We start from the raw sequence: 24,209 nt of genomic DNA, 5'->3' as shown, positions 1-24,209 counted from the left end.
ACGACGGCGCGTTCCGACCCAGCGGGGCGCAGGGGAGGTCTCGTCAGCCGGCTAGCCGTCACGCCAGATCGCCTGCGAGATCTGGCGCGCAGACGACCTCGTGTCAGAGGATCAATCGGCCGATCTCACCACCACGGGCCGCGCCAATGACCACCCAACCGTCATAGCGGTGCCGCCAATATGGACGGGCCTCGTATGGACGACCGTAGTACGGCCCGTAGCCGACGCCGACATAGCCGTAGAGAGCTGCAGCCGCCCGTTCTCCTTCTCCGGCAGGAGACGGACAAATCTCCGCATCGCGGGACGTTCCGGGAGAAACGCACGACGTCTGCGCTCACCCTCGCCGCTTGCGGCCCTGCCCGGCCGCGGCCTGCTTGCGCAGACCCTGGGCCGCGCTGCCGACGATCTCGGAAATCTGCATCAGTTGCTTGGCGAGCGGGCTGGTCTTGCGCCAGACCATGCCGACCGTGCGCTGCGGCTGCGGATCGGCGAAGCGCGCCAGCGACACCGACGCCGAGCGCGTCTCGACGCCGACCGCCATCTCCGGAATCAACGTCACGCCCATGCCGGCGCCCACCATCTGCACCAGGGTCGACAGCGAGGAGGCATCGAGCATCTCGCGCGGCGCCTGCATGTTGCAGAACGACAGCGCCTGGTCGCGAAAGCAGTGCCCCTCCTCCAGCAACAGCAGCCGCATCTCGCGCAGCATCTCGCTGCTCGGCACCGCCGCCCCTTCATATTCCGGCGGCCGCACCAGCAGGAAGTTCTCCGCGAACAGCGCGACCTCAGTCAGCGACGGCTCCGAGACCGGCAGCGCGACGATGGCGGCATCGAGGCGGCCCTCGACCAGCTCCTCGATCAAGGTCGGCGTCTTGGACTCGCGGACGTGGATGTCGATCTCGGGATGTTTGCGCGTCAGGTTCCCGATCACCTTGGGCAGCAGATAAGGCGCAACCGTCGGGATCATGCCGAGCCGGAGCCGGCCGGTGAGCTTGTCGCGCGAGGCGCGGGCGAAGTCGCCGAGCTCATCGACCGAGCGCAGGATCTCGCGCACGCGCTCGGCGAGTTGCTCGCCGAACCGGGTCAGCACGACCTGGCGGGCGTTGCGCTCCAGCAGCACGCCGCCGAGCGCCTCCTCCATCTCCTTGATCTGCATCGACAGCGCCGGCTGCGAGATCGCGCAGGCCTCGGCGGCGCGGCCGAAATGCCCCAGACGCGCCAGCGCGTCGAAATAGCGAAGCTGCCGCATCGTCAAATGTATCATCAGATTATCTTATCGATCATCGCCGCGAAGTCAATTTTCCTGACCACAATCTTGAGATGCGGAGGTAACGCACCGTGTCCATATGCGTTTGGACAGCGTCACACCATATTCATCAGATAATCTTATCGTTACGATCATCAATCTCAATTTCCCCTGATCGAAGTAGCCGCGTAGGGTCCCGGCTCCCACCCCAGGGGGAACCATGACGATCACGTCAGGAGGCAAACATGGATGACGTCAGCAAGTGCCCGTTCTCGGGCGGCTTGAAGGGATTTTCGAACAAGGATTGGTGGCCGAACCAGCTCAATCTGTCGGTCCTGCATCAGCACTCGAACCTGTCCGACCCGCTCGGCGAGGCGTTCGATTACTCCAAGGAATTCAAGAGCCTCGATCTCGACGCGCTGGTCAAGGATCTGCACGCGCTGATGACGGATTCGCAGGAATGGTGGCCGGCCGATTTCGGCCATTACGGTCCGCTGTTCATCCGCATGGCCTGGCACGCCGCCGGCACCTATCGCATCGGCGATGGCCGTGGCGGCGCCGGCACTGGTCAGCAGCGTTTTGCGCCGCTGAACAGCTGGCCTGACAACGCCAACCTCGACAAGGCGCGCCGCCTGCTGTGGCCGATCAAGCAGAAGTACGGCCAGAAGATCTCCTGGGCCGACCTGTTCGTGCTGACCGGCAACGTTGCGCTGGAATCGATGGGCTTCAAGACCTTCGGCTTCGGCGGTGGTCGCGCCGATACCTGGGAGCCCGAGCAGGACATCTATTGGGGCCCCGAGGGCAAGTGGCTCGCCGACGAGCGCTACAGCGGCGACCGCGAGCTCGCAGGCTCGCTCGCTGCCGTGCAGATGGGCCTCATCTACGTCAACCCGGAAGGCCCGAACGGCAATCCCGATCCGCTGGCTGCCGCGCGCGACATCCGCGAGACGTTCGCCCGCATGGCGATGAACGACGAAGAGACGGTGGCGCTGATCGCCGGCGGTCACACCTTCGGCAAGACCCACGGCGCGGGTGATGCGTCGCTGGTCGGGGCCGAGCCGGAAGGCGCCGACATCGCGCAGCAGGGTCTCGGCTGGGCCAGCAAGTACGGCTCCGGCAAGGGCGGCGATACCATCACCTCCGGCCTCGAAGTGATCTGGACGACGACGCCAACCAAGTGGAGCAACAACTTCTTCTGGAATCTGTTCGGCTATGAATGGGAGCTGACCAAGAGCCCGGCCGGCGCGCACCAGTGGAAGCCGAAGCATGGCGCCGGCGCCAACACCGTGCCGGATGCGCATGACAAGTCCAAGCGCCACGCGCCGTCGATGCTGACCACCGACCTCGCACTGCGGTTCGATCCGGCCTACGAGAAGATCTCGCGCCGGTTCATGGAGAACCCGGATCAGTTCGCCGATGCCTTCGCCCGCGCCTGGTTCAAGCTGACCCATCGCGACATGGGTCCGAAGGTGCGCTACCTCGGCCCGCTGGTGCCGAAGGAAGATCTGATCTGGCAGGATCCGGTGCCGCCGGTCGACCATCCGCTCGTGGACGACAACGACATCGCGTCGCTCAAGGCGAAGATCCTCGCCTCTGGCCTGTCGGTGTCGCAATTGGTGTCGACGGCCTGGGCCTCGGCCTCGACCTTCCGCGGCTCGGACAAGCGCGGCGGCGCCAATGGCGCGCGCATTCGTCTCGCTCCGCAGAAGGACTGGGCGGTCAACAACCCGGCTGAGCTCGCCAAGGTGCTCTCGACGCTCGAGGGCATCCAGAAGGAGTTCAACGCATCGGCCACCGGCGGCAAGAAGATCTCGCTCGCCGACCTGATCGTGCTGGCCGGCAATGCCGGCGTCGAAGCGGCGGCCAAGAAGGCCGGCGTCGAGGTGACCGTGCCGTTCGTGCCCGGCCGCACCGATGCCTCGCAGGAGCAGACCGAAGTCGAGTCGTTCGCGGTGCTCGAGCCGAAATATGACGGCTTCCGCAACTATCTCAGCGGCCAGCAGTGGCTGTCGGGCGAGGAGCTGCTGGTCGACAAGGCGCAACTGCTCACTTTGACCGCGCCGGAGATGACCGTGCTGGTCGGCGGCCTGCGCGTGCTCGGCGCCAACGCCAACGGCTCCAAGCATGGCGTGTTCACGGCGCAGACCGAGACACTCACGAACGACTTCTTCGCCAACCTGCTCGACATGGGCGTGGTGTGGCGGCCGGTCGATCAGGGCGAGCACACCTTCGAGGGCCGCGACCGCAAGTCCGGCGCGATCAAGTGGACGGCCACCCGCGCCGACCTGATCTTCGGCTCACACTCGCAGTTGCGGGCGCTCGCCGAGGTCTATGCGAGCTCGGATGCCAAGCAGAAGTTCGTCAGGGACTTCGTCGCCGCCTGGACCAAGGTGATGAACCTGGATCGGTTCGAGCTGAAGGCCTAAGTCGAGAAGCTGACTGACCGAGAATAATGCGAGGCGGCGCTTCAGTGATGAAGCGCCGCTTCTTTCATTTCGACATGCTTGCCAGTCGCAAGCCTGTCAGCGCGCCGCGGCCGAGCCGCCGCCATCGATCTGGCGGCCCATCAGCGCGATCGCCTTCTGATAGACGCCGGCGGCGTTCCAGGCCTCGATGGCGGCGAAGTTCGGCTCGCCCGGCTGATAGCCGGCGCCTGCCTTCCAGCCGTTGGCACGCAGGAAGTTCGCGGTCGAGGCCAGCGCGTTGGCGGCGACGTCGAGATTGCCGACTCCGTAAGCGAGGATGTTCTTCGGCATGAATTGCGTCTGCCCGACCTCGCCATGCATCGAGCCGCGGGTGTTGCCCGAGAGCACGCCGCGGTCGATCAGCTTGAGCGCGGCATAGAGCTGGTCGGTGAAGAACTCCGGACGGCGGCAATCATAGGCGAGCGTCGCGATCGACGACAGCATGTGCTGATTGCCGCGCTGGCTGCCGAACGCGCTTTCCATGCCCCAGATCGCGATCAGGGGTCCGGGCGGCACGCCGTAGCGCTGCTCGATCGAGGCGAACATCGCCGCCTGCGACTGCTTGAGCTGGCGGCCGCGCGCGACGATCGCCGCAGCCCCGCGCTTGGCGAGGAACTGATCGAGCGAGAGCTGGAAGCTGCGCTGGCCGCGATCGGCGGCGACCGTCGCCGAGGCGTAGTTGGTCTGCATCAGCGCGGCGATCGCGGTGCCGCCGACGCCCTTCGCCCTCGCCTCCTCGCTGAATTCGCGCTTCCACGCCTCGAACCCCGCCGGCGACGAGCCGCACTGCGCCGCCTGCGCAACGCCGCCGCAGGCTGCGAGCAGCGTCGCGGCGGTGAACGTGAAGGTGATCATGGCCCGCCGGTTGATCATTCAGACTCCTCTGGTCGCGTCCGCCGATGCGGCCTGCATCGTGCCCCTGTCGGAACATCGGACGCCGCTGCGCGGCAATATCGGCCGCCCCTGGTTGAAACGGCGACAACCTATCGGAAATGGAAGAAAATCATAGCCGGCGGCGCGTGAGCCGCAGATGAACGCGCCGAGCGCCGCCTGCGATCGAGCAGCAGGACGATCGGCCCAGGCTGCCGTGCAGGTTCCAAGATCCAGCTCCCGCAATCGTGATCCGCGGATACGCGTCGATCGCCTTCGGGCTTGATCAAATCGCAATAACAATACTATACGGTTTCGTTTAGTGAACGGATAGGTGGGACGTGCGATCGCGTTGGATCCGAGCGGCAGGGAGTCTGGCCGCGTTCTGCAGCCTGGCTCTCCTGCTCGGCGGCTGTGCCGCCGTTCAGCGCGCGGCCTATTCGGCCGACGATGCCAAACGCGCCACGATCGACGGCTTTCGCGCGATCCGGATGTGGGCCGATGCGCCGGCCGCGAGCTTCGACAACGCCGCGTTCAAGCCGCAGCCGCAACCGGGCAAGCCCTTCGCCTATCTTGCGCTGTCCGGCGGCGGCGGCGACGGCGCATTCGGCGCCGGCGTTCTCAACGGCTGGAGCGAAAGCGGCGCTCGTCCCGAATTCACGATCGTCTCGGGCGTCAGCACCGGCGCGCTGATCGCTCCGTTCGCCTTCCTCGGGCCAGCCTACGATGCGACGCTGAAGGAGATGTATACGAGCGGGCTCGCCAGCTCGTTCGCGGCCTCCCCCAACGCGCTCAACGCCGTGTTCGGCTCATCCCTGTTCGATGGGCAGCCGCTCCGCGACGCGATCAGCCACTACACGACGCCGGACCTGCTCGCGGCGATCGCCAGAGAACACGCCAAGGGCCGGAGACTGTTCGTCGTGACCACCGACCTGGACGCGGGGCGCCCGGTGTTGTGGAACATGGGTGAGATCGCCTCGGCGCGGACGCCGCGCGCGCTCGACCTGTTCCGGCAGGTCCTGACCGCGTCCGCCAGCGTTCCCGTGGCGTTTCCGCCGTCGCTGATCGCGGCCTCCTCCGACGGCAAGCCGATCGAGGAGATGCATGTCGACGGCGGTGTCTCGACCCAGGTGTTCACCTTTCCGGACCGTCTGCTGATGCAGCCCGAATCATCGCGGCGCATGGCCTCAGCGAGGCCCGCCATCTACATCATCATGAACGGCCGGACGTCCACCGATTTCCAGCCGGTCGAAAACAGCGCCAAGGCGATCGCGATCCGCTCGCTGGCCATGAAGAGCAAACGCGAGATCCGGAGCTACCTCTCGGCCACCTATCAGTTCGCCCGGCACAATGGCCTGGCCTTCAACATGACGGCGATCGACCCGTCCGTCCCCGAGGGCCAAGGCGTCGGCTTCGACACCGACTACATGCGCTCGCTCTACACCCTCGGCTATGACGGCGCGCGCTCGGGTCGCTTCTGGACCCAGACGCCGCCGGCGCCGTTACCTTGACAACCGCGCCGCCGACAATTATAAAACGATACAGTTTCGTTTTATCGCAACCGTTTCCCAAGGGAATGCTCTACAAGCACCGACCGAGATCGGAGACAGCAGGCCGTCATGAAACGATTCATTCTGTTGACCTTGATCCTGCTGTCATGGACTCCCGTGGCGCATGCCGTCGCCGGAACCGGCATGCAGACGGACGGGGATCCGCAAGCCTCCACCGATCCGGCGCTGAGCCAGGAGACGATTGATCGCGAGCTCGACAAGTTCAGGCGGACGGAGGTGTCACTGCACCAGGCGCTGCGAATCGCCGAAAGGATTCATCCTGGCTCCAAGACCGCGGACATCAGCTTCGAGGGTGGGCTCGACGCCCCCGTCTACAAGGTTCGAACCCTGCAGCGCGGACGGATCTGGGAATCCGACATCGACGGCACCACGGCAAAGGTGCGCAACAGCGTGCTGTTCTCGACCGTGGACGGACTGAGCGAAAGCGACCGTAACAGCCTGGCCGCCCTCACCACGGTCCGGCTCAAGATGTCGGATGCGATTCGGATCGCCGAGCGCTCGGCGGCCGGCCGGGCGATCAGTGGCGGCCTGATGAACAAGGACGGCAAGCTCGCCTTCATCGTGGTCGTCGTCAGCGGCAACGATCTCAAGCAGGTGACGCTCGAACCGTCATTGCTGCGGCGGCGCTGATCGCGCTGCTCAGGCCTTCGGCTGCAGCGCCAGGAAAGTCTTGACCCGGTCACGGACGAAGCCGGGCAGCTCCCTGCGGATCGTCCGTTCGCTCTCGCCCATCAGCGAGCGCATGATCACCGGCATGACGATCAGGTCGATGAAGATCTCGGCGGAGGCCGCCGACGCCTTCGACGGCGTCCGGCGGGCGGTCATGGCCGAGACGCCGATCGTCTCGGCGAGCAGCGCCGCCACGGCATGGGTGGCGCGCTTACGCGAGACGTCATGAAACTGACAACTGAGATCGGGAAACCGGTAGGCCTCCCCGATCGTGACCCGTAACAATCCGAGCGATTCCTTCAGCGCGCGATCGACGATGGCGATGGCAAGTCCAACCAGCTTTTCCTGTGCAGTGCCGGCGACCGGCGTGTAGGCCCCGAGATTCATCACGTCGTTGATGGAGCGCTCGACGACGGCGGCAAACAAGGCGGCCTTGCCGGTGTATCGGGCATAAATCGTCGGCTTGCTGGCGGGAGCGCGTTCGGCGATCTCGTCGATGCTCGCGCCGTCAAAGCCGCGCTCGAGAAACACCGCGCGCGCAGCGTCCAGAATACGTTCCTCGATGTTTCCAGCCAGCGCCTTCGGCGGCCGTCCCACCCGCCCGCGAAACGCTTCCGTGCGTGCAACGTCCGTACGTTTCAATTTGGCCTGCGTGCGGGCCATACTCAACGACCTCGACTCGACATGAAGACATATCGTTAAGGGATTACACGTTCTTGTCGAGACGGCAATAGAACAACTACGCCACGCGGCTATGCGCATGGTGGCGTACATAATCGGCAATGCATCAGCACAGGCACCTCAAAATACCTCAGGCAACAAACTCCACGAGATCGTCGAGCACAGCGAGCGCACCGTCGAACGTGTCGTCATGAAAGTAGAGGCTGCGCGTGATCAGCACGGGAACGCCGGCGCGGGTCGCAGCCATCAACCCGTTACCGGAGTCCTCGATCGCGATGCAACTGGCCGCGGGTAGATCGAGCTGCGACAAGACCTCCAGGTAGACATCGGGCGCAGGCTTCTTGCGCGCGACATCGTCGGCCGCCACGACGGCGGCAAATCCTGCCTCCCAATCCACGCCCAACACGGGCGCCAGCAGGGCATCGATATTGGCGCGCGTGGTCGTCGTCGCGATCGCGAGCCGCTGCCCGCGTGCCGAGGCAGCCCCCAGCAGTGCTTCGACGCCCGGACGCAATGGGCATCCCTTGTCGGCCATCAGCGCGGCAAACCGCTCCGTCTTGATGCGATGAAGCCGGGCAATGACTGCGTCGCTCAGCGGCGGCCCCGTGCGCCGCCTCTGGTCGAAGGCGCGAATGCGCTCCTTGCCGCCGGCGACGCGCAGCAGCTCCTTGTAGATGCGGCGGCCCCAGTGCCAGTCGATGCCGACCGCGACGAACGCCTCGTTGAAGGCCTCGCGATGGATCTCCTCGGTCTCGGCCATGGTGCCGTCGACATCGAAGATCAGCGCGCCGGCGTCGGCGATGCGGCGCCTGAGATCGTCGAGCGGCGCGTTCATCACCAAAGCGAGACTCATGATTGCGCCTCCGCCCTGCCGTCGCCTGCGTCGGCGCCCTTGGCGAACACGCGACTCGCCAGCACGTCGCTGGCTTCGATCGACATCACGTCATCGGACGTCAGTACGCGGTCGAGCCGCGACACCAGCCGGTTGGCCTGGCGCAGGCGGATCCGATCCAGCGCGTTGCGGATCGAGCGCGCGTTCGAGAACAACGGTTGGGTGCGCCGGACGGCGATGTACTTTTCGAAAGCGGCGCGGGCCTCCGGGGTGAAGCGATAATTCTGCCCCTCCAGCATCATCTCGGAGATCGTCAGTAGCTCGGCTTCCGAATAGTCGGGGAAGTCGATGTGGTGGGCGATGCGCGAGCGGAAGCCGGGATTGCTCTGGAAGAACTTCTCCATCCGGTCGGCATAGCCGGCAAGAATGACCACGAGGTCCTCGCGCTGCGATTCCATGATCTGCAGCAGGATCTCGATCGACTCCTGGCCGTAGTCGCGCTCGTTCTCGGGACGGTAGAGATAATAGGCCTCGTCAATGAACAGGACGCCCCCCATCGCCTTCTTCAGCACTTCCTTGGTCTTTGGCGCGGTGTGGCCGATATATTGGCCGACGAGATCGTCGCGGGTGACACTGATGACGTGGCCGCGACGGACGAAGCCGAGCCGGTGCAGGATGCCCGCCATGCGCAGCGCGACCGTGGTCTTGCCGGTGCCGGGATTGCCGGTGAACGACATGTGCAGGGTCGGAAACGTCGTCGCCAGCCCCATCTTGCGGCGGATCCGCTCCATCATCAGCAGCGAGGCGATCTCGCGGATCCGCGTCTTGACCGGCGCGAGCCCGACCAGCTCACGGTCGAGCTGCTCCAGCACGGGCGCAATATCGACGCTCTCAAACTCGCGGCGCAGGTCGACGGTATCGACCGGCGTCGCCTGGGTGGTGTCCGCCTGCGTGGCCTGCATCATCCGCTCGTGCTCCGTTCGGGACGCTCGCATCAGATCGCCGTGCGTTCGATTGCGAACCTGGCAGCAACGAAGCAACGGCAGATAGAGTGATATGGCCGCTCCGGGCGGAGATCCCTGCCACGCCGCAGACCTGCAGGCGCAGCAGCGACCTCCGCCCGCCAGGGATCAGTAACGCTGGCCTTCGGGGCGCTCGGCCGCGTAGGACCGCGTCGAATAACGCTGATTGCGCCCGACGGTTTCCTGCCGGTCGAGCCGGAAGCCCGGCTCGTTCTGCGGCCGGTTGACGATGAAGGACAGCCGGGTCGACTCCCAGCCGTGGGTAGAGTCGAAGGCCGAGATGCGGATGTAGCGGTCGCCATAGATCTTCCGGCATTCGGCCAGCTCGCGCATGATGCCGGCGGCGTCACGCAGGTCGAACATCGGCAGGCCCCACATCTCCCAATAGGTGTTGCGGGGATGCGGATCGTCGGTGAACTCGATGTTCACGGCCCAATTCTTCTCGAGGCAATACTGGATCTGGGCGGTGATCTGCTCATCGGTCAGATCGGGTAGGAAAGAAAAGCAGCCTTGGGTCACGCGCATGTTGATGTCTCCTGATGTGGCTAATGCGGGCGAGCGGGCTCCGGCCCGCGTCGCGGCGGCGCATCGAATAATGACTAGGCGGCGGGAGTGACGGTCGGCACGAAGTCCGGCGAGTCGGTCGATTCGTAGTTGAAGGTGACGTCCTTCCAGATCTCCAGCGCCTCGCGCAGCGGCGTGCAGGTCTGCGCCGCCTTGGCCAGGATCTCCGGGCCCTCATGCACGTAGTCGCGGCCCTCGTTGCGGGCGAGGATCATCGCCTCCAGCGCGACGCGGTTGGCGGTCGCACCGGCGGCGATGCCGCGCGGATGGCCAATGGTGCCGCCGCCGAACTGTAGCACGACGTCCTCGCCGAGCAGGTCGAGCAACTGGTGCATCTGGCCGGCATGGATGCCGCCGGACGCCACCGGCATCAGCTTGTTCAGGCTGGCCCAGGGCTGGTCGAAGAACACGCCGTGCTCGAGCCGCATCGGATTAAAGTCCTCGCGGCAGATGTCGTAGTAGCCGCGTGTGGTGTTCGGGTCGCCCTCGAGCTTGCCGACCACGGTGCCGGCATGGATGTGGTCGACACCGGCGAGCCGCATCCACTTGGCGATGACGCGGAACGACACGCCGTGCGCGCGCTGCCGCGTATAGGTCGAGTGTCCTGCACGATGCAGATGCAGGATCATGTCGTTCTTGCGAGCCCACTTCGCCATCGACTGGATCGCGGTGTAGCCGATCACGAGGTCGATCATGACAACGCATGACCCGAGCTCCTTGGCGAACTCGGCGCGCTCATACATGTCTTCCATGGTCGCTGCGGTAATGTTGAGATAAGTCCCCTTCATCTCACCGGTGGCCGCCTGCGCCTTGTTGACCGCCTCCATGCAGTACAGGAAGCGCTCGCGCCAATGCATGAACGGCTGCGAGTTGATGTTCTCGTCGTCCTTGGTGAAGTCGAGCCCGCCCTTCAGCGCCTCGTAGACGACGCGGCCGTAGTTGCGGCCGGACAGGCCGAGCTTCGGCTTGACGGTAGCGCCCAGCAGCGGCCGGCCGAACTTGTCGAGCCGCTCGCGCTCGACGACGATGCCGGTCGCCGGCCCCTGGAACGTCTTCACATAGGCAACCGGCAGCCGCATGTCCTCCAGCCGCAGCGCCTTCAGCGGCTTGAAGCCGAACACGTTGCCAATGATCGAGGCCGTCAGGTTGGAGATCGAGCCCGGCTCGAACAGATCGAGGTCATAGGCGATATAGGCGAAGTAGCTGCCGGGCGAGCCCGGCACCGGCTCGACCCGGTAGCACTTGGCGCGGTACTTCTCGGCCGCCGTCAGGCGGTCGGTCCACACCACGGTCCAGGTCGCGGTCGAGGATTCGCCGGCGACCGCGGCGCAAGCCTCGGTCGGGTCGACACCGTCCTGCGGCGTGACGCGGAACAGCGCGATCACGTCGGTGTCCTTTGGCTGATAGGACGGCTCCCAGTAGCCCATGCGCTTGTATTCCATGACGCCGGACTTGTAGCGATCCTTGCCGCGCACCGTGATCGATGGGTCGTTCATGTGTTCCTCCTGAATGTTCGTTATGGCCGTGGATGTCAGGCAGCTTCAGTCATTCCCCCAACTCGCGGATCGAGTGCGCCGGAGCGGTAGCGCTTGGCCATTTCGGCGAGCGGAATGACCTTGATCCTGGATGCATTGCCGGCAGCGCCGAACTGCTCGAACCGCTCGCGGCACAACTCGCGCATCGAATCCATCGCCGGCTTCAGGAACTTGCGCGGATCGAACTCGACCTTCGACGACGCGCCGACCTTGCGGAAGATCGCGGTCATCGCCAGCCGGCAGTCGGTGTCGATATTGACCTTGCGGACGCCATGGCGGATGCCGCGCACGATCTCCTCGACCGGGACGCCCCAGGTCTGCGGCATCTCGCCGCCGAACTGATTGAACATGTCCTGCAGCGCCTGGGGCACCGAGGACGAGCCGTGCATCACCAGATGCGTGTTCGGCAGCCGGCGATGGATCTCCTCGATCACGTTCATGGCGAGGATCTCGCCGTCCGGCTTGCGCGAGAACTTGTAGGCGCCGTGCGAGGTGCCCATCGCGATCGCCAGCGCATCGACCTTGGTGGCGCGGACGAAATCCACGGCCTGGTCCGGATCGGTCAGCAGCTGCTCGCGGCTGACTTTGCCCTCGAGGCCATGACCATCCTCCTGCTCGCCGCCGCCATGCTCGAGCGAGCCGAGCACGCCGAGTTCGCCCTCGACCGAGGCGCCGACCCAATGCGCCATGTCAGTGACACGGCGGGTAATGTCGACATTGTAGTCATAATCCGCCGCGGTCTTGGCGTCGGCCTTGAGCGACCCGTCCATCATGACAGAGGTGAAGCCGTACTTGATCGCGGTGGCGCAGGTCGCCTCGTCGTTGCCGTGGTCCTGGTGCAGGCAGAGCGGAATCTGCGGATACATCTCCTCCAGCGCGTCGATCATCTTCGACAGCATGATGTCGCCGGCATAGGAGCGCGCGCCGCGCGAGGCCTGGATGATCACGGGGGCGTCGACCGCCGCGGCCGCCTCCATGATCGCGAGCCCCTGCTCCATGTTGTTGATGTTGAAAGCCGGCACGCCATAGCTGCGCTCGGCAGCATGGTCCAGCAATTGTCTGAGCGTGATCCGCGCCATGTTGATCTCCGTTCCTGTTTCGATGTTCTGTTCTGCGACGCGGCTCAGGAAGCCCGCGCCCGGATGATGTTGCGCATGGCCGCATCGGCGACCGCCGCAGGCGTGATGCCGAATTCGCGGTACAGCTCATCGGCCGGCGCCGAGGCGCCAAAGCCCTGCATGCCGACGAACTCGCCGGCATCACCGAGCCAGCGCGCCCAGTCGCCCTCGATCGCAGCTTCGACCCCGATGCGTGGCGCATGGCCGAGCACTTCGGCGCGATACTCTGCCGACTGCTTGCGGAACAATTCGAAGCACGGCGCCGACACCACCGCCGCCTGGACGCCTTCGGCCGCCAGCAGCTTGGCCGCCTCCAGCGCGATGGTCACCTCCGAACCGGTCGCAATCAAAGTTACGTCGCGACCGGCCTCGGGCTCGATGACCACGTAAGCGCCGAGCGCTACCTTGTTGTGATCCGATGCCTCGGTGCGGAAGGCCGGCAAGGCTTGCCGCGACAGGCACAGCACCGACGGCGAGGTCTCCGCGCGCAGCGCGCAGTCCCAGGCTTCCGCCGTCTCGACCGCGTCGGCCGGGCGGAATACCAGGAGGTTCGGAATGGCGCGCAAGCTCGCGACATGCTCGACCGGCTGATGCGTCGGGCCGTCCTCACCGAGGCCGATGGAATCGTGGGTCATCACGTGGATGACGCGGATGCCCATCAGCGCGGCCAAGCGAATCGCCGGCCGGCTGTAGTCGGCGAACGCGAGGAAGGTGCCGCCATAGGGAATGAAGCCGCCATGCAGCGCGATGCCGTTCATGGTCGCGGCCATCGCATGCTCGCGCACGCCATAGTGGATGTAGTTGCCGTCCATGGTCGCTGATGTGACCGACTTGTGCGTTTTGGCCTTGGTGAGGTTGGAGTGAGTGAGATCCGCCGAGCCACCGAGCAGATTGGGCAGCACCGTCGCAATGACATCGATGACGTTCTGCGAGGCCTGGCGGGTGGCGATCTTCGGCCGCTCGGCCGTGAGCTGCGCGATGAACTGCGCCATGCGCTCGGTATAGGCGGCTGGAAGCTTCTTGTTCAGCGCGTCGTGGCAGGGCGACCGGTCCGCGGTGCACAGCTTGCGCGCACGCTCCTTCCAGGCCTGGCGCACGCTGCGGCCTCGCGCGCCGATCTCGCGCCAGCTCACCAGCACGTCGGCCGGCACCTCGAACGGACGGTGGGGCCAGTGCAGTGCCGCGCGGGTCTTCTCGACCTCCTCCGGCCCGAGCGGCGCGCCATGCGCCTTCTCCGAGCCCTGCCGTCCGGGTGAACCGAAGCCGATCGTCGTCCGGCACGCGATCATGCTGGGACGATCGCTCTGCCGCGCCGCTGCGATCGCCGCAGCAATCGCTTCCGGATCATGGCCGTCGATGCGACAGGTCGTCCAGCCAGAGGCGGCAAAGCGCGCGAGCTGATCGTCGGAGCATGCCAGCCCGGTCGAGCCGTCAATCGAAATGCCGTTGTCGTCGAACAGCACGATCAAACGATTCAGCTTGAGATGACCCGCGAGCGAGATCGCCTCGTGACTGATGCCCTCCATCAGGCAGCCGTCGCCGGCGATCACATAGGTGTAGTGATCGACCAGATCGTCGCCATAGCGCGCGTTCATCAGGCGCTCGGCGAGCGCCATGCCGACCGCCGTCGCGATGCCCTGCCCCAGCGGACCGGTCGTGGTCTCGACGCCCGGCGTGTGGCCATATTCCGGATGCCCGGGCGTCTTGGCGCCCCACTGCCGGAACTTCTTCAGCTCATCGATCGTGACCGCCTCATAGCCAGTCAGATGCAGCAGCGCATAGAGCAGCATCGAGCCGTGTCCGGCCGACAGCACGAACCGGTCGCGATCGGGCCAGGCCGGATCGGCGGGATCGAACTTCAGGAAGCGCTGATACAGCACAGTGGCGACATCGGCCATGCCCATCGGCATGCCGGGGTGGCCCGACTTCGCCTTTTCGACGGCGTCGATCGCGAGGAAGCGGATGGCATTCGCCATCTCCGCATGGCTGGGATCGGCCTTGATATCGGTCTTGCTATCAGTCTTGGGGGCCAGCGTCTGCACGGCGGTGGCGGTCATAGCGTGCGCCTCTTTCGGTCCATCAGTTGCATGATCATGGGGGTGAGAATGAGCTGCATGGCGAGATCGAGCCTGGAACCATGGATCACGATCGAATTCGCGCGCGACATGAAGCTGCCCTGGATCATCGAGAGCAGATAGGGAAAGTCGATGCCGCGCGGATTCTTCAGGCGGATGACGACCATCGACTCGTCGGGCGTGGGAATCCAGCGCGCGATGAAGGGATTCGACGTGTCGACCGTCGGTACACGCTGGAAGTTGATGTCGGTCTCGGAAAACTGCGGAATGATGTAGTTCACATAGTCCGGCATGCGCCGCAGGATTGTGTCGGTGACCGCCTCGGTGGTATAGCCGCGCGAGGCACGGTCGCGGTGCAGCTTCTGGATCCATTCGAGATTGATGACCGGAACGACACCGATCTTGAGGTCCGCATGCTGGGCAATGTTGACCGTCTCGGTGACGACAGCGCCATGCAGGCCTTCGTAGAACAGAAGATCGGACTCTTCCGGCAGCCGCGTCCAGTCGGTGAAGTTGCCGGGCCTTGTGTCGTAGAGCCGCGCCTCCTCCTCGTCATGGACGTAGTGGCGCGTCATGCCCGTGCCGGTCTCGGAGTAATCGCGGAAGGTCTTCTCGAGCTCCTCGAACAGGTTGGTGTCGGGGCTGAAATGGCTGAAGTGCTTGTTGCCGAGTTCGGCCTCCTCGACCATCTTGCGGCGCATCTCCTCGCGATTGTAGCGATGGAAGGCATCGCCCTCGATGTAGGCCGCCTTGACGTTCTCGCGGCGGAAGATGTTCTCGAAGGTCTTCTTGACGGACGTGGTGCCGGCGCCCGACGAGCCCGTGATCGAGATGATGGGATGACGACGTGACATGACTTTTCTCCGGAAGGCGCGTTCGGCAGGCAGGCTCAGCGGAACAGGCCGCGCCGCGCGAACAGGGGCGCATCGCTGGTTTCGAACAGCGGCTCGACACCCTCGTGCAGCTGGTCGACGTCGCGGACAAGGCGAACGTCGCCCATGATCAGCGGCGCGCGCTGATGCGGCGAGCGCGCCGACAGTTCGAGAATGCGCGAACGGCCGCTCGAGGCCGAGCCGCCGGCCCATTCCATGATCAGCGCCATCGGATGCGCCTCGTAGACCAGCCGCAGCCGGCCCTCACGATAGCCGGGGCGGGAGTCGGCCGGATAGAGGAACACGCCGCCGCGCATCAGGATGCGATAGGCCTCGGCGACCAGCGAGGCGATCCAACGCATGTTGAAGTCGCGGCCGCGCGGGCCCGCGGCGCCCGCCAGGCATTCGTCGACATAGTTGCGCACCGTCCCGCTCCAGTGCCGGCGGTTCGAGGCGTTGATGGCGAACTCCGGCGTATCCTGCGGGATGCGGATTCCGGACTTGGCGAGCATGAACTCGTGCAAGGTCGGATGCAGGACGTAGAGATCGACGCGGCGGTCGATCGCGAGCACCAGGCAGGTCTGCGGTCCGTAGACGAAAAAGCCGGCGGCAAGCTGTGCGGTGCCGGGCTCGAAGAAGCTGGAGAGCACGTCGCGGCCGCGCGGCCGGATCGAGAAGATGGTGCCGACCGAGATGTTGTTCTGCAGGTTCGAGGAGCCGTCGAGCGGGTCGATCGCCACGCATAGTGGGGCAGCAGCGTTGACCGTTTCCGGCCGATCGACCTCTTCGGACAGGATGCCGGCGACAGGAGCCCGGCGCAGCGCATCCCGCATCAGATTGTCGGCGACGATGTCGAGCGCCTTCTGGACGTCGCCGTCGGCGTTCACGGTGGCGGCGCCTTCGTCGACGCCGGACAGCGGCGCGATAGCGATCTGCCGCGCGAGCTCGCGCGCCGCCTCGGCCAGAGCCTCGATGACCGCGGCACAATCGGCGTCGGCACCCTGCGCCGCCAGATGTGCCTGCAATGTCTGATGATGATCCATGGGCCACTCCCTTGCCATCAGCCCATTCTTTGGAGAGCTTGATGCGTGCGGCACGAAGGGGTCGTGCCGCACCCCCATCAAGGCCCTGTTTGCGTGATTAGGGAAATTTCTTTATCTTTGGATCGACAAAAGTTTTCCTTATATCGAGGGTTCCATGAGCCGGCGCTTCTCACGCGACCTCACCATTCGCCAGCTGCGCGCGCTCGCAGCCGTGCAGGAGTCCGGATCGGTCACCTCCGCGGCCGGCCGTCTTCACCTGACGCAGCCTGCGGTCACGCTGCAAATTCGCAACCTTCAGGAGCTCGCCGGCCTGCCGCTGATCCAGCGCACCACCGACGGCATGATCCTCACCGAAGCCGGACGCAGCGTGCTGGCGCTGGCCGAACGCGTCGAGGCGGCGCTGCAGGATTGCGAGCAGGCGCTCGACATTTTGGCGGGGCGCAGCGGCGGCAGGGTCGCGATCGGCGCGGTCAGCACGGCGAAATATTTCGTTCCCTTCGCCATCGCGGAATTCTCGCGACGGTTCCCCAAGATCGACGTCACCCTGCGGATCGGCAATCGCGACACCATCCGCGAAGCGCTCAGAGGATACGATCTCGACATCGCCATCATGGGACGGCCGCCGGCGGACATTCCCGTCGACATGCGGCCGATGGGCAAGCATCCGCATGTCATCGTCGCGCCGGCGGGGCACCGGCTCGCGCGCCGAAAACGGATCGCGGCCGCAGAGCTCGCGGGCGAGGTGTTCATCACGCGCGAGAGCGGCTCGGGAACCCGCATGCTGATGGAGACCTTCCTGGAGAAGCACGGTCTGCATCTCAAGACCAGCATGGAGATGGACAGCAACGAGACCATCAAGCAGGCCGTCATCGCCGGCCTCGGCATCGCCTTCATCTCGCAGCACACGGTGTCGCACGAGCTCTCCGAGGGCCGCCTGGTCACCTTGAAGGTGCCCGGACTGCCCGTGATCCGGCAATGGCATGCGGTACGGCGCGCCGACAAGCTGCTGCTGCCGCCGGCGCAGGCCATGCTGGATTTCCTCGGCAAGGAGGGTGCACGGTTCCTGCCCCGTTGACGGCACGGTGAGGGACCGGCGTGGTGGCACCGTGCGCGCGCACGTCGATGTGCGCGCGCACCAGACCTCACGCGGCCTGCGCCAGCCCCATCTCGGCCCAGATCGCCGAGAGTGCCGTCGGCCGAAATTGCCAACACGACCGTCGCAACCACACCCGCTCTCAGCATCCTGCGTTGTCCCGATTTTCCGAGTCCTCGCGCAGCTATTCCTTACAGTGATTAGTGCAATGAATACTTGTCATGCCATGTGTCGATGAAATGATCGCTGAAAACGAGCGGTCAAGCCGCAGTTTGAGCATGCGGCGGGCGCAGGGATACAGTTGGAAGTATGTGCTTGTAAATAAGCCTTGACACTGAGGGCGCAGCATGGACTGTCGAGTCTCTCAAGACGTTAGCGGGATGCGACCTAGCGCCTTCAAGATGCGCGCCGACGGCGTCGGCCGTGGTCCTTGAGCGTCTCCAACGGGTGCCTAGACCATGGCCGAATTTCACGGTCCACGCGCCGACGTGACATTACTGCTCGACATGGACGGCGTGATCCGTGAGGCGACGCTGTCTCCCAACATTTCATCCGAAAATGTCGACGTGTGGCTTGGCCGTCCCTGGTCCGAGATCGTCGACGGTGCGAGCGAGAAGATCGAACGCATCATGCAGGACACCAAGCGGACCGGCATTTCCGCATTCCGCCAGATCACGCAGCGCTTCCCCAGCGGCCTCGAACTTCCGATGGAATTCACGACTGTACTGCTCGGCGGTCGGGCTGGCATGCTCGCGATCGGCAAGAACCTGCAGGCCGTGGCCGAGCTGCAGGCCCGGCTGATCTCGGCCCAGCAGACCATCGAGCGCGACTATTGGAAGCTGCGCGAGATCGAAACGCGCTACCGGCTCGTGATCGAGGATTCCAACGAGGCCGTACTGCTGACGAAGGTCCGGGATCTGCGCATCGTCGAAGCCAACCGGACCGCGGCCTCTGCGCTGGGGGCATCCGGCCGCCGCAGGGACAATCTGGTCGGCCGCGAGTTTCTGCAGGAGATTCCGGCCACTGACCGCGAGCTGGTTGAACAGATGCTGAAACGCGTGCGCGACCAGGGCAAGGCGCCCGGCATCGTGGTCCATCTCGGCGCAGAGGCCGTCCCCTGGATGCTCAGGGGATCCCTGATGACCAGCAATACCGGGCCGATGTTCCTGCTGCAGATGGCGCCGATCGGCAAGGCTGCGCAGCCTGGCCTCGTGCCGGACAATCCCGAAGCGCTGATCGACAGCCTCCCCGACGCCGTCATCAGCATCGACGGCGGCGGTGCCATCAAGCGCGCGAATCGCGCGTTTCTGGAACTGGTCGAGATCGGGTCGACGGAGGCGATCATCGGCGAGAAGCTGAGCCGCTGGTTGACGCGCCCGGGCGCCGACCTTTCGGTCCTGATCTCCAACGTCGAGCGCCACGGCACCGTTCGGCTGCTATCCACGACCATCCAAGGCGAACTCGGCACCGAAACGGAGGTCGAGATCTCGGCTGCGGCCTATGGTCTGGACGGCCATCCCCGGATTGCGCTGGTGCTGCGCAACGTCGCCAGGCGGCTGTCGCCGACTGCGGAGCATGACAACCTCAGGGCCGCGCTGGCCGCCCTGAACGAATCCGTCGGCAAGACTCCGCTGCGCAAGCTGGTGAAGAGCACGGTCGAGGTCGTTGAACAGCATTACGTCCGTGCCGCGCTCGAGCTCGCCAATGGGAATCGGACGTCGGCCGCCGAAATTCTTGGTCTCAGCCGCCAAAGCCTTTACGCCAAGCTCGATCGGTATGACCTCAGCCAACCAGAAGAAAGCGACGACGAGGAAACCGAAAAGGGGAGCTAGTTGCCCGCTGCGAGCGCGCGGACCGCGGTCGACTTGCCGGCGCCGCGGTCGCCAAAGGCCAGCACGCCGCCGACCTTCGGATCGACGGCAGCGATCATCAGCGCTAGCTTCATCTCGTCCTGGCCGACGATGGCCGAGAACGGAAGGCGATCCCCATGAGCTTCCCCTGCACCGCGACGAGTTCCCGTCGCGTTGTCAGCATGAGATCACGATCAGGGGCCGCACTTCAACCCGTGAGGAATGCACGCCCTCAGCGTGCCAGGCTCGGCAGGTCGAGGCCGTAGGCCTCGGCGCAGGCGATCGCGTCCTCGTAGCCGGCATCGGCATGGCGCATCACGCCGGTGGCCGGATCGTTCCACAACACGCGCTCCAGCCGCCGCGCGGCGTCGGCCGTGCCATCGGCGACGATCACCATGCCGGCATGCTGCGAATACCCGATGCCAACCCCGCCACCATGATGCAGCGACACCCAGGTCGCGCCGCTCGCGCAATTCAGGAGCGCGTTGAGCAGCGGCCAGTCCGACACGGCATCCGAGCCGTCCTTCATCGCCTCAGTCTCGCGGTTCGGGCTCGCGACCGAGCCGGAGTCGAGATGGTCGCGCCCGATCACGATCGGCGCCTTCAATTCGCCACGGGCGACCATCTCGTTGAACGCAAGCCCGAGGCGATGACGATCGCCGAGCCCCACCCAGCAGATCCGCGCCGGCAGCCCCTGGAACTTGATGCGCTGCCTCGCCATGTCGAGCCAGTTGTGCAGGTGCTTGTTGTCCGGCAGCAGCTCCTTCACCTTGGCGTCGGTCTTGTAGATGTCTTGCGGATCGCCCGACAGCGCAGCCCAGCGGAACGGACCGATGCCGCGGCAGAACAAGGGACGAATATACGCCGGCACGAAGCCCGGAAAATCGAACGCGTTGGCGAGGCCCATGTCCTTCGCCATCTGGCGGATGTTGTTGCCGTAGTCGAGCGTCGGAATGCCCATGGCGTGGAAATCCAGCATCGCCTGGACGTGGCCGACCATCGAGGTCTTCGCCGCCTGCTCGACGGCCTTCGGCTCCGACGCGCGCTTGGCCTCCCACTCGGCCAGCGTCCAGCCCTTCGGCAGATAGCCGTTGATCGGATCATGCGCGCTGGTCTGGTCGGTGACGATGTCGGGCCGCACGCCGCGGCGCACGAGCTCCGGGAAGATCTCGGCAGCATTGCCGAGCAGGCCGACCGAGACCGCCTTCTTCGTCGTCGCGGCCTCCGCCATCAGCGCCAGCGCCTCGTCGAGCGTGGCGGCCTGGCGATCGAGATAGCCGGTGCGCAGCCGCATCTCGATGCGGCTCGGTTGGCATTCGACGGCGAGCATCGAGGCGCCAGCCATCGTGGCAGCCAACGGCTGCGCGCCGCCCATGCCGCCGAGGCCGGCGGTCAGGATCCACTTGCCCGAGAGATCGCCGTCGTAGTGACGTCGACCGACTTCGACGAAGGTCTCGTAGGTGCCCTGCACGATGCCCTGGCTGCCGATGTAGATCCAGGAGCCGGCCGTCATCTGGCCGTACATCATCAGGCCCATTTTATCGAGCGCGTTGAAATGATCGAGCGTCGCCCAATGCGGCACGATGTTGGAGTTGGCGATCAGGACGCGCGGCGCATCCGGATGGGTGCGGAAGATGCCGACCGGCTTGCCGGATTGCACGACCAGTGTCTGATCCGCCTCCAGCTTGCGCAAGGATTCGACGATGCGATCAAAACTGTCCCAGTCGCGCGCGGCGCGGCCGATGCCGCCATAGACGATCAGTTCGCTCGGCTTCTCGGCCACATCAGGATCGAGATTGTTCATCAGCATGCGCAAGGGCGCTTCGGTGAGCCAGCTCTTGGCGCTGATGTCGCTGCCAATGGGGGCGCGGATCACCCGCGCATTGTCCAGGCGTCGGTTCATGGGTCCCTCTCATCCAAGCTTGGGAAACGGATCGCGTCCGAGTGCATGCGTTGCAACCGTGGCCAACACACCGCCACCGACGAGCGCGGCCGCCTTGGCGAGATCGTCGGCCATGTAGCGGTCGTTCTCCAGCGCCGGCACGTGCACGCGCAGCGCACCGATGACGGCCGACAGCGCCGCGCTGGTGTCGTGCGGCGCTCGCAGCTCGATGCCTTGGGCGGCGACGAGCAGCTCGATGCCGATGATAGCAGCGAGATTGTCGGCCATGTCGTGCAGCCGCCGCGCCGCATGCGCGGCCATCGACACATGATCTTCCTGGTTGGCGCTGGTCGGCGTGGAGTCGATCGAGCATGGCAGCGCGCGCTGCTTGTTCTCGGCGAACAAAGCCGCCGCCGTCACCTCGGCGATCATGAAGCCGGAGTTCAGTCCCGGCTCCGGCGTGAGGAACGGCGGCAGGCCGAAATTCAGCGCGGGATCGACCAGCGTGGCGATGCGCCGCTCGCTGATCGCGCCGAGCTCGGACAGCGCCAGCGCGATCTGGTCCGCAGCGAACGCCACCGGCTCGGCATGGAAGTTGCCGCCGGAGATGATCTCGCCGGTCCCGACCAGCACCAGCGGATTGTCGGTGACGGCATTGGCTTCGGTCACCAGTGTGCGCGCCGCCTGCGTCAACAGATCGAGCGCGGCGCCTGCGACCTGCGGCTGGCAGCGCAGGCAATACGGATCCTGCACGCGTTCGTCGCCTTCCAGATGCGACAGTCGGATGGCGCTGCCGTCGAGCAGCTCCGTCAGCACGCGGCCAGCTTCGATCTGACCGGGATGACCGCGCAGCGCCTGGATCTCGGGGCGGAACGGCGCAGTCGAGGCCATCGCGGCATCGACCGACAGCGCGCCGGCCACCAGCGCGGCGTTGAGCAGATCATGCGCGCGCAACAGGCCAGCGAGCGCATAGGCCGTCGAGAACTGCGTCCCGTTGATCAGCGCGAGGCCTTCTTTCGGCCCGAGCGTGACCGGCGTCAGGCCGGCGTGCGCCAGCGCCTCGCGCCCGGGCACCAGCCGGCCATCGTGGAAGGCCTGGCCCTCGCCGATCATGACCGCCGTCATGTGCGCGAGCGGCGCCAGATCGCCGGAGGCGCCGACAGAGCCCTGCTGCGGCACGAACGGAGACACGCCGTGCGCCAGCATCGCCTGGAGCTGCTCGATGATCTCACGCCGCACGCCCGAGGCGCCGCGGCCGAGCGAGATGATCTTCAGCGCCATCATCAGCCGCACGACCGGCTCGGGCGTCGCCGGGCCGACGCCGCAGCAATGCGAGAGGATCAGATTGCGCTGGAGCTGCGCGGTCTGATCGGGCGGGATGCGCTTCGAGGCCAGCTTGCCGAAACCGGTATTGATGCCATAGACCGGCTCGGCGCCTTGCGCCGCCTTGGCGACGATCGCGGCCGCCGCCTCGACGTCAGGCCAATAGGAAGGCTCGAGCACGACCGCAGCTCCCGCATAGATCTGCGCGAGATCGTCGAGGCCGACGCGGCCGGGCGCCGCAATGATCGTGCTCATTGGCCCCTCCAGACACGCTGATGCAGCGGATTGAAGCCCATGCGGTAAACCAGCTCCGCCGGGCGGCTGATGTCCCAGATCGCGAGATCGCACCATTTGCCGGCGTCGAGCGTGCCGGTCTCAGCCGACAGACCAAGTGCGCGGGCGCCTTCGCGCGTCACTGCGGCAAGACACTCGTCGACGGTCATGCGAAACAAGGTCGCGGCCATGTTCATCGTGAGCAGCAGCGAGGTCAAAGGCGACGAGCCTGGATTGCAGTCGGTGGCGAGCGCGAGCTTCACGCCATGTTTGCGGAACAGCTCGACCGACGGCTTCTGCGTCTCGCGGATGAAGTAGTAGGCACCGGGCAGCAGCACTGCGACCGTGCCGGCGCGCGCCATCGCGGCGGCGCCGGCATCGTCGGTGTGCTCGAGATGATCGGCCGAGAGCGCGCCGAATTCGGCGGCGAGCGCAGCGCCACCGAGATTGGACAGCTGGTCGGCATGCAGCTTGACCGGCAGGCCGAGCGCTTTCGCCGCGGCAAATACCCGCGACGTTTGCGCGTGAGAGAAGGCGATGTTTTCCATGAACGCATCGACGGCATCGGCGAGGCCCGACCTTGCGACCGCCGGCAGCATCTCATTGCAGACGAGATCGATGTAGCGGTCCTTGTCGCCGCCAGCCTCCACCGGCAGCGCGTGGGCGCCGAGAAAGCTGGTGCGCACGCCGACCGGCCGCCGACGGCCGAGCGCGCGTGCTGCGGACAATTGCCGCAGCTCGGTCGCGGTCTCCAGGCCATAGCCGGACTTGATCTCGATCGTGGTGACGCCCTCGGCGAGCAGTGCATCGAGCCGCGGCAGAGCGCATGCAACCAGCGCCTCCTCGCTGGCGGCGCGCGTTGCAGCGACGGTCGAGACGATGCCGCCGCCAGCGCGGGCGATCTCCTCATAGCTCGCGCCCGCCAAGCGCAGCTCGAACTCATGGGCGCGGTCGCCGCCGTAGACGAGATGGGTGTGACAATCGACGAGGCCCGGCGTGATCCAGCGGCTCTCGCAATCGATGCGCTCGGGCGCATCCGCATTGGCTGGAAAATCGGACTGCGGGCCGGCAAAGGCGATGCGGCCGCCGCGCGCGGCCACCACGCCCTGCTCGATCACGCCGAGGCCCGGCTGCCCCTCGCGCAGCGTCGCGAGCCGCGCATTGTGCCAGATCCGATCGAAGCGCTCGGCCATGCTGCTGCCTCCCAACTTCACGAAAGCTTGAC

19 protein-coding genes and 1 pseudogene are annotated in these 24,209 nt (G+C 65.7%); 5 read left to right on the top strand and 15 right to left on the bottom strand.

Annotation, left to right across the window (positions count from 1 at the left end; all coding sequences use genetic code 11):
• Positions 1 to 334: 334 nt before the first annotated feature.
• Entirely contained in the window at positions 335 to 1,264 is a 930-nt protein-coding gene (locus QX121_RS23515) for a hydrogen peroxide-inducible genes activator (protein WP_315813160.1), read from the bottom strand.
• Positions 1,265 to 1,491: 227 nt separating this feature from the next.
• On the opposite strand from QX121_RS23515, the gene katG reads away from it, so the two are divergent.
• Positions 1,492 to 3,672, top strand: coding sequence for a catalase/peroxidase HPI (katG, locus tag QX121_RS23510; RefSeq protein WP_315813159.1), 2,181 nt, complete (start codon positions 1,492 to 1,494; stop codon positions 3,670 to 3,672).
• 96 nt (positions 3,673 to 3,768) lie between these two features.
• On the opposite strand, the gene QX121_RS23505 is transcribed toward katG, so the two are convergent.
• Positions 3,769 to 4,584, bottom strand: coding sequence for a lytic transglycosylase domain-containing protein (locus tag QX121_RS23505; protein WP_409998861.1), 816 nt, complete (start codon positions 4,582 to 4,584; stop codon positions 3,769 to 3,771).
• 338 nt (positions 4,585 to 4,922) lie between these two features.
• Between QX121_RS23505 and QX121_RS23500 the strand changes: the two genes are divergently transcribed.
• Entirely contained in the window at positions 4,923 to 6,092 is a 1,170-nt protein-coding gene (locus QX121_RS23500) for a patatin-like phospholipase family protein (RefSeq protein WP_315785548.1), read from the top strand.
• A gap of 108 nt (positions 6,093 to 6,200) precedes the next feature.
• Entirely contained in the window at positions 6,201 to 6,782 is a 582-nt protein-coding gene (locus QX121_RS23495) for a PepSY domain-containing protein (RefSeq protein WP_315813158.1), read from the top strand.
• A gap of 9 nt (positions 6,783 to 6,791) precedes the next feature.
• Here the strand turns inward: QX121_RS23495 and QX121_RS23490 are convergent, their stop codons facing one another.
• The 9 genes from QX121_RS23490 to QX121_RS23450 all read right to left on the bottom strand — a co-directional run bounded on the left by QX121_RS23490 (position 6,792) and on the right by QX121_RS23450 (position 16,581).
• Positions 6,792 to 7,484, bottom strand: coding sequence for a TetR/AcrR family transcriptional regulator (locus QX121_RS23490; protein ID WP_315813157.1), 693 nt, complete (start codon positions 7,482 to 7,484; stop codon positions 6,792 to 6,794).
• A gap of 148 nt (positions 7,485 to 7,632) precedes the next feature.
• Positions 7,633 to 8,355, bottom strand: coding sequence for an HAD-IA family hydrolase (locus QX121_RS23485; protein ID WP_315733732.1), 723 nt, complete (start codon positions 8,353 to 8,355; stop codon positions 7,633 to 7,635).
• Entirely contained in the window at positions 8,352 to 9,296 is a 945-nt protein-coding gene (gene cbbX / locus QX121_RS23480; protein ID WP_315735640.1) for a CbbX protein, read from the bottom strand. Before cbbX ends, QX121_RS23485 begins: the two co-directional genes overlap by 4 nt.
• Positions 9,297 to 9,464: 168 nt before the next feature.
• Entirely contained in the window at positions 9,465 to 9,881 is a 417-nt protein-coding gene (locus QX121_RS23475; RefSeq protein WP_315733734.1) for a ribulose bisphosphate carboxylase small subunit, read from the bottom strand.
• A 74-nt stretch (positions 9,882 to 9,955) separates the two neighbouring features.
• A complete protein-coding gene (locus QX121_RS23470; protein WP_315733736.1) occupies positions 9,956 to 11,416 on the bottom strand; it encodes a form I ribulose bisphosphate carboxylase large subunit in 1,461 nt (486 codons plus the stop codon).
• A 35-nt stretch (positions 11,417 to 11,451) separates the two neighbouring features.
• The gene (fba, locus tag QX121_RS23465) at positions 11,452 to 12,534 is read right to left on the bottom strand and encodes a class II fructose-bisphosphate aldolase (protein ID WP_315733737.1); all 1,083 of its coding nucleotides are present in this window, start codon (positions 12,532 to 12,534) and stop codon (positions 11,452 to 11,454) included.
• A gap of 44 nt (positions 12,535 to 12,578) precedes the next feature.
• Entirely contained in the window at positions 12,579 to 14,630 is a 2,052-nt protein-coding gene (gene tkt, locus QX121_RS23460) for a transketolase (protein ID WP_315813156.1), read from the bottom strand.
• Positions 14,627 to 15,502 carry a phosphoribulokinase gene (locus QX121_RS23455; RefSeq protein WP_315733741.1) on the bottom strand — a complete coding sequence of 292 codons (876 nt, stop codon included), beginning with the start codon at positions 15,500 to 15,502 and terminating at the stop codon, positions 14,627 to 14,629. Before QX121_RS23455 ends, tkt begins: the two co-directional genes overlap by 4 nt.
• A 35-nt stretch (positions 15,503 to 15,537) precedes the next feature.
• Positions 15,538 to 16,581 (bottom strand): class 1 fructose-bisphosphatase, encoded by a 1,044-nt coding sequence (locus QX121_RS23450; protein ID WP_315798218.1) that lies wholly within the window; start codon positions 16,579 to 16,581, stop codon positions 15,538 to 15,540.
• A 136-nt stretch (positions 16,582 to 16,717) separates the two neighbouring features.
• On the opposite strand from QX121_RS23450, the gene QX121_RS23445 reads away from it, so the two are divergent.
• Together QX121_RS23445 and ppsR are read left to right on the top strand one after the other, a co-directional pair.
• Positions 16,718 to 17,638, top strand: a complete 921-nt coding sequence (locus tag QX121_RS23445) for a LysR family transcriptional regulator (protein WP_315755203.1) — start codon at positions 16,718 to 16,720, stop codon at positions 17,636 to 17,638.
• A 476-nt stretch (positions 17,639 to 18,114) separates the two neighbouring features.
• On the top strand, positions 18,115 to 19,488 hold the full coding sequence (gene ppsR / locus QX121_RS23440) for a transcriptional regulator PpsR (RefSeq protein ID WP_315813155.1): 1,374 nt from the start codon (positions 18,115 to 18,117) through the stop codon (positions 19,486 to 19,488).
• A 5-nt stretch (positions 19,489 to 19,493) separates the two neighbouring features.
• Here ppsR and QX121_RS23435 read toward each other — a convergent pair.
• The 4 genes and pseudogenes from QX121_RS23435 to hutI form a co-directional block, all read right to left on the bottom strand.
• A pseudogene (locus tag QX121_RS23435) lies at positions 19,494 to 19,631 on the bottom strand (magnesium chelatase ATPase subunit I); the annotation flags it as partial.
• Positions 19,632 to 19,738: 107 nt separating this feature from the next.
• Positions 19,739 to 21,409 carry a urocanate hydratase gene (hutU, locus tag QX121_RS23430; RefSeq protein ID WP_315733749.1) on the bottom strand — a complete coding sequence of 557 codons (1,671 nt, stop codon included), beginning with the start codon at positions 21,407 to 21,409 and terminating at the stop codon, positions 19,739 to 19,741.
• 9 nt (positions 21,410 to 21,418) lie between these two features.
• Entirely contained in the window at positions 21,419 to 22,966 is a 1,548-nt protein-coding gene (gene hutH, locus QX121_RS23425; protein WP_315813154.1) for a histidine ammonia-lyase, read from the bottom strand.
• Positions 22,963 to 24,177, bottom strand: a complete 1,215-nt coding sequence (hutI, locus tag QX121_RS23420) for an imidazolonepropionase (RefSeq protein WP_315813153.1) — start codon at positions 24,175 to 24,177, stop codon at positions 22,963 to 22,965. The genes hutH and hutI overlap by 4 nt, the downstream gene beginning before the upstream one ends.
• Positions 24,178 to 24,209 lie beyond the last annotated feature (32 nt).

This window comes from Bradyrhizobium sp. SZCCHNR2028, assembly GCF_032380995.1.
Lineage (GTDB): Bacteria > Pseudomonadota > Alphaproteobacteria > Rhizobiales > Xanthobacteraceae > Bradyrhizobium.
The sequence above is the reverse complement of the archived record's forward strand: the minus strand, read 5'-3'. Positions and strand labels throughout refer to the sequence as shown.

Excerpts from the sequence above, each read along its gene's own strand:
- QX121_RS23515 (WP_315813160.1), bottom strand. The coding sequence starts at position 1,264 with ATGATACATTTGACGATGCGGCAGCTTCGCTATTTCGACGCGCTGGCG.
- katG (WP_315813159.1), top strand. The coding sequence starts at position 1,492 with ATGGATGACGTCAGCAAGTGCCCGTTCTCGGGCGGCTTGAAGGGATTT.
- QX121_RS23505 (WP_409998861.1), bottom strand. The coding sequence starts at position 4,584 with ATGATCAACCGGCGGGCCATGATCACCTTCACGTTCACCGCCGCGACG.
- QX121_RS23495 (WP_315813158.1), top strand. The coding sequence starts at position 6,201 with ATGAAACGATTCATTCTGTTGACCTTGATCCTGCTGTCATGGACTCCC.
- QX121_RS23490 (WP_315813157.1), bottom strand. The coding sequence starts at position 7,484 with ATGGCCCGCACGCAGGCCAAATTGAAACGTACGGACGTTGCACGCACG.
- QX121_RS23485 (WP_315733732.1), bottom strand. The coding sequence starts at position 8,355 with ATGAGTCTCGCTTTGGTGATGAACGCGCCGCTCGACGATCTCAGGCGC.
- cbbX (WP_315735640.1), bottom strand. The coding sequence starts at position 9,296 with ATGCAGGCCACGCAGGCGGACACCACCCAGGCGACGCCGGTCGATACC.
- QX121_RS23475 (WP_315733734.1), bottom strand. The coding sequence starts at position 9,881 with ATGCGCGTGACCCAAGGCTGCTTTTCTTTCCTACCCGATCTGACCGAT.
- QX121_RS23470 (WP_315733736.1), bottom strand. The coding sequence starts at position 11,416 with ATGAACGACCCATCGATCACGGTGCGCGGCAAGGATCGCTACAAGTCC.
- fba (WP_315733737.1), bottom strand. The coding sequence starts at position 12,534 with ATGGCGCGGATCACGCTCAGACAATTGCTGGACCATGCTGCCGAGCGC.
- tkt (WP_315813156.1), bottom strand. The coding sequence starts at position 14,630 with ATGACCGCCACCGCCGTGCAGACGCTGGCCCCCAAGACTGATAGCAAG.
- QX121_RS23455 (WP_315733741.1), bottom strand. The coding sequence starts at position 15,502 with ATGTCACGTCGTCATCCCATCATCTCGATCACGGGCTCGTCGGGCGCC.
- QX121_RS23450 (WP_315798218.1), bottom strand. The coding sequence starts at position 16,581 with ATGGCAAGGGAGTGGCCCATGGATCATCATCAGACATTGCAGGCACAT.
- QX121_RS23445 (WP_315755203.1), top strand. The coding sequence starts at position 16,718 with ATGAGCCGGCGCTTCTCACGCGACCTCACCATTCGCCAGCTGCGCGCG.
- ppsR (WP_315813155.1), top strand. The coding sequence starts at position 18,115 with ATGGCCGAATTTCACGGTCCACGCGCCGACGTGACATTACTGCTCGAC.
- hutU (WP_315733749.1), bottom strand. The coding sequence starts at position 21,409 with ATGAACCGACGCCTGGACAATGCGCGGGTGATCCGCGCCCCCATTGGC.
- hutH (WP_315813154.1), bottom strand. The coding sequence starts at position 22,966 with ATGAGCACGATCATTGCGGCGCCCGGCCGCGTCGGCCTCGACGATCTC.
- hutI (WP_315813153.1), bottom strand. The coding sequence starts at position 24,177 with ATGGCCGAGCGCTTCGATCGGATCTGGCACAATGCGCGGCTCGCGACG.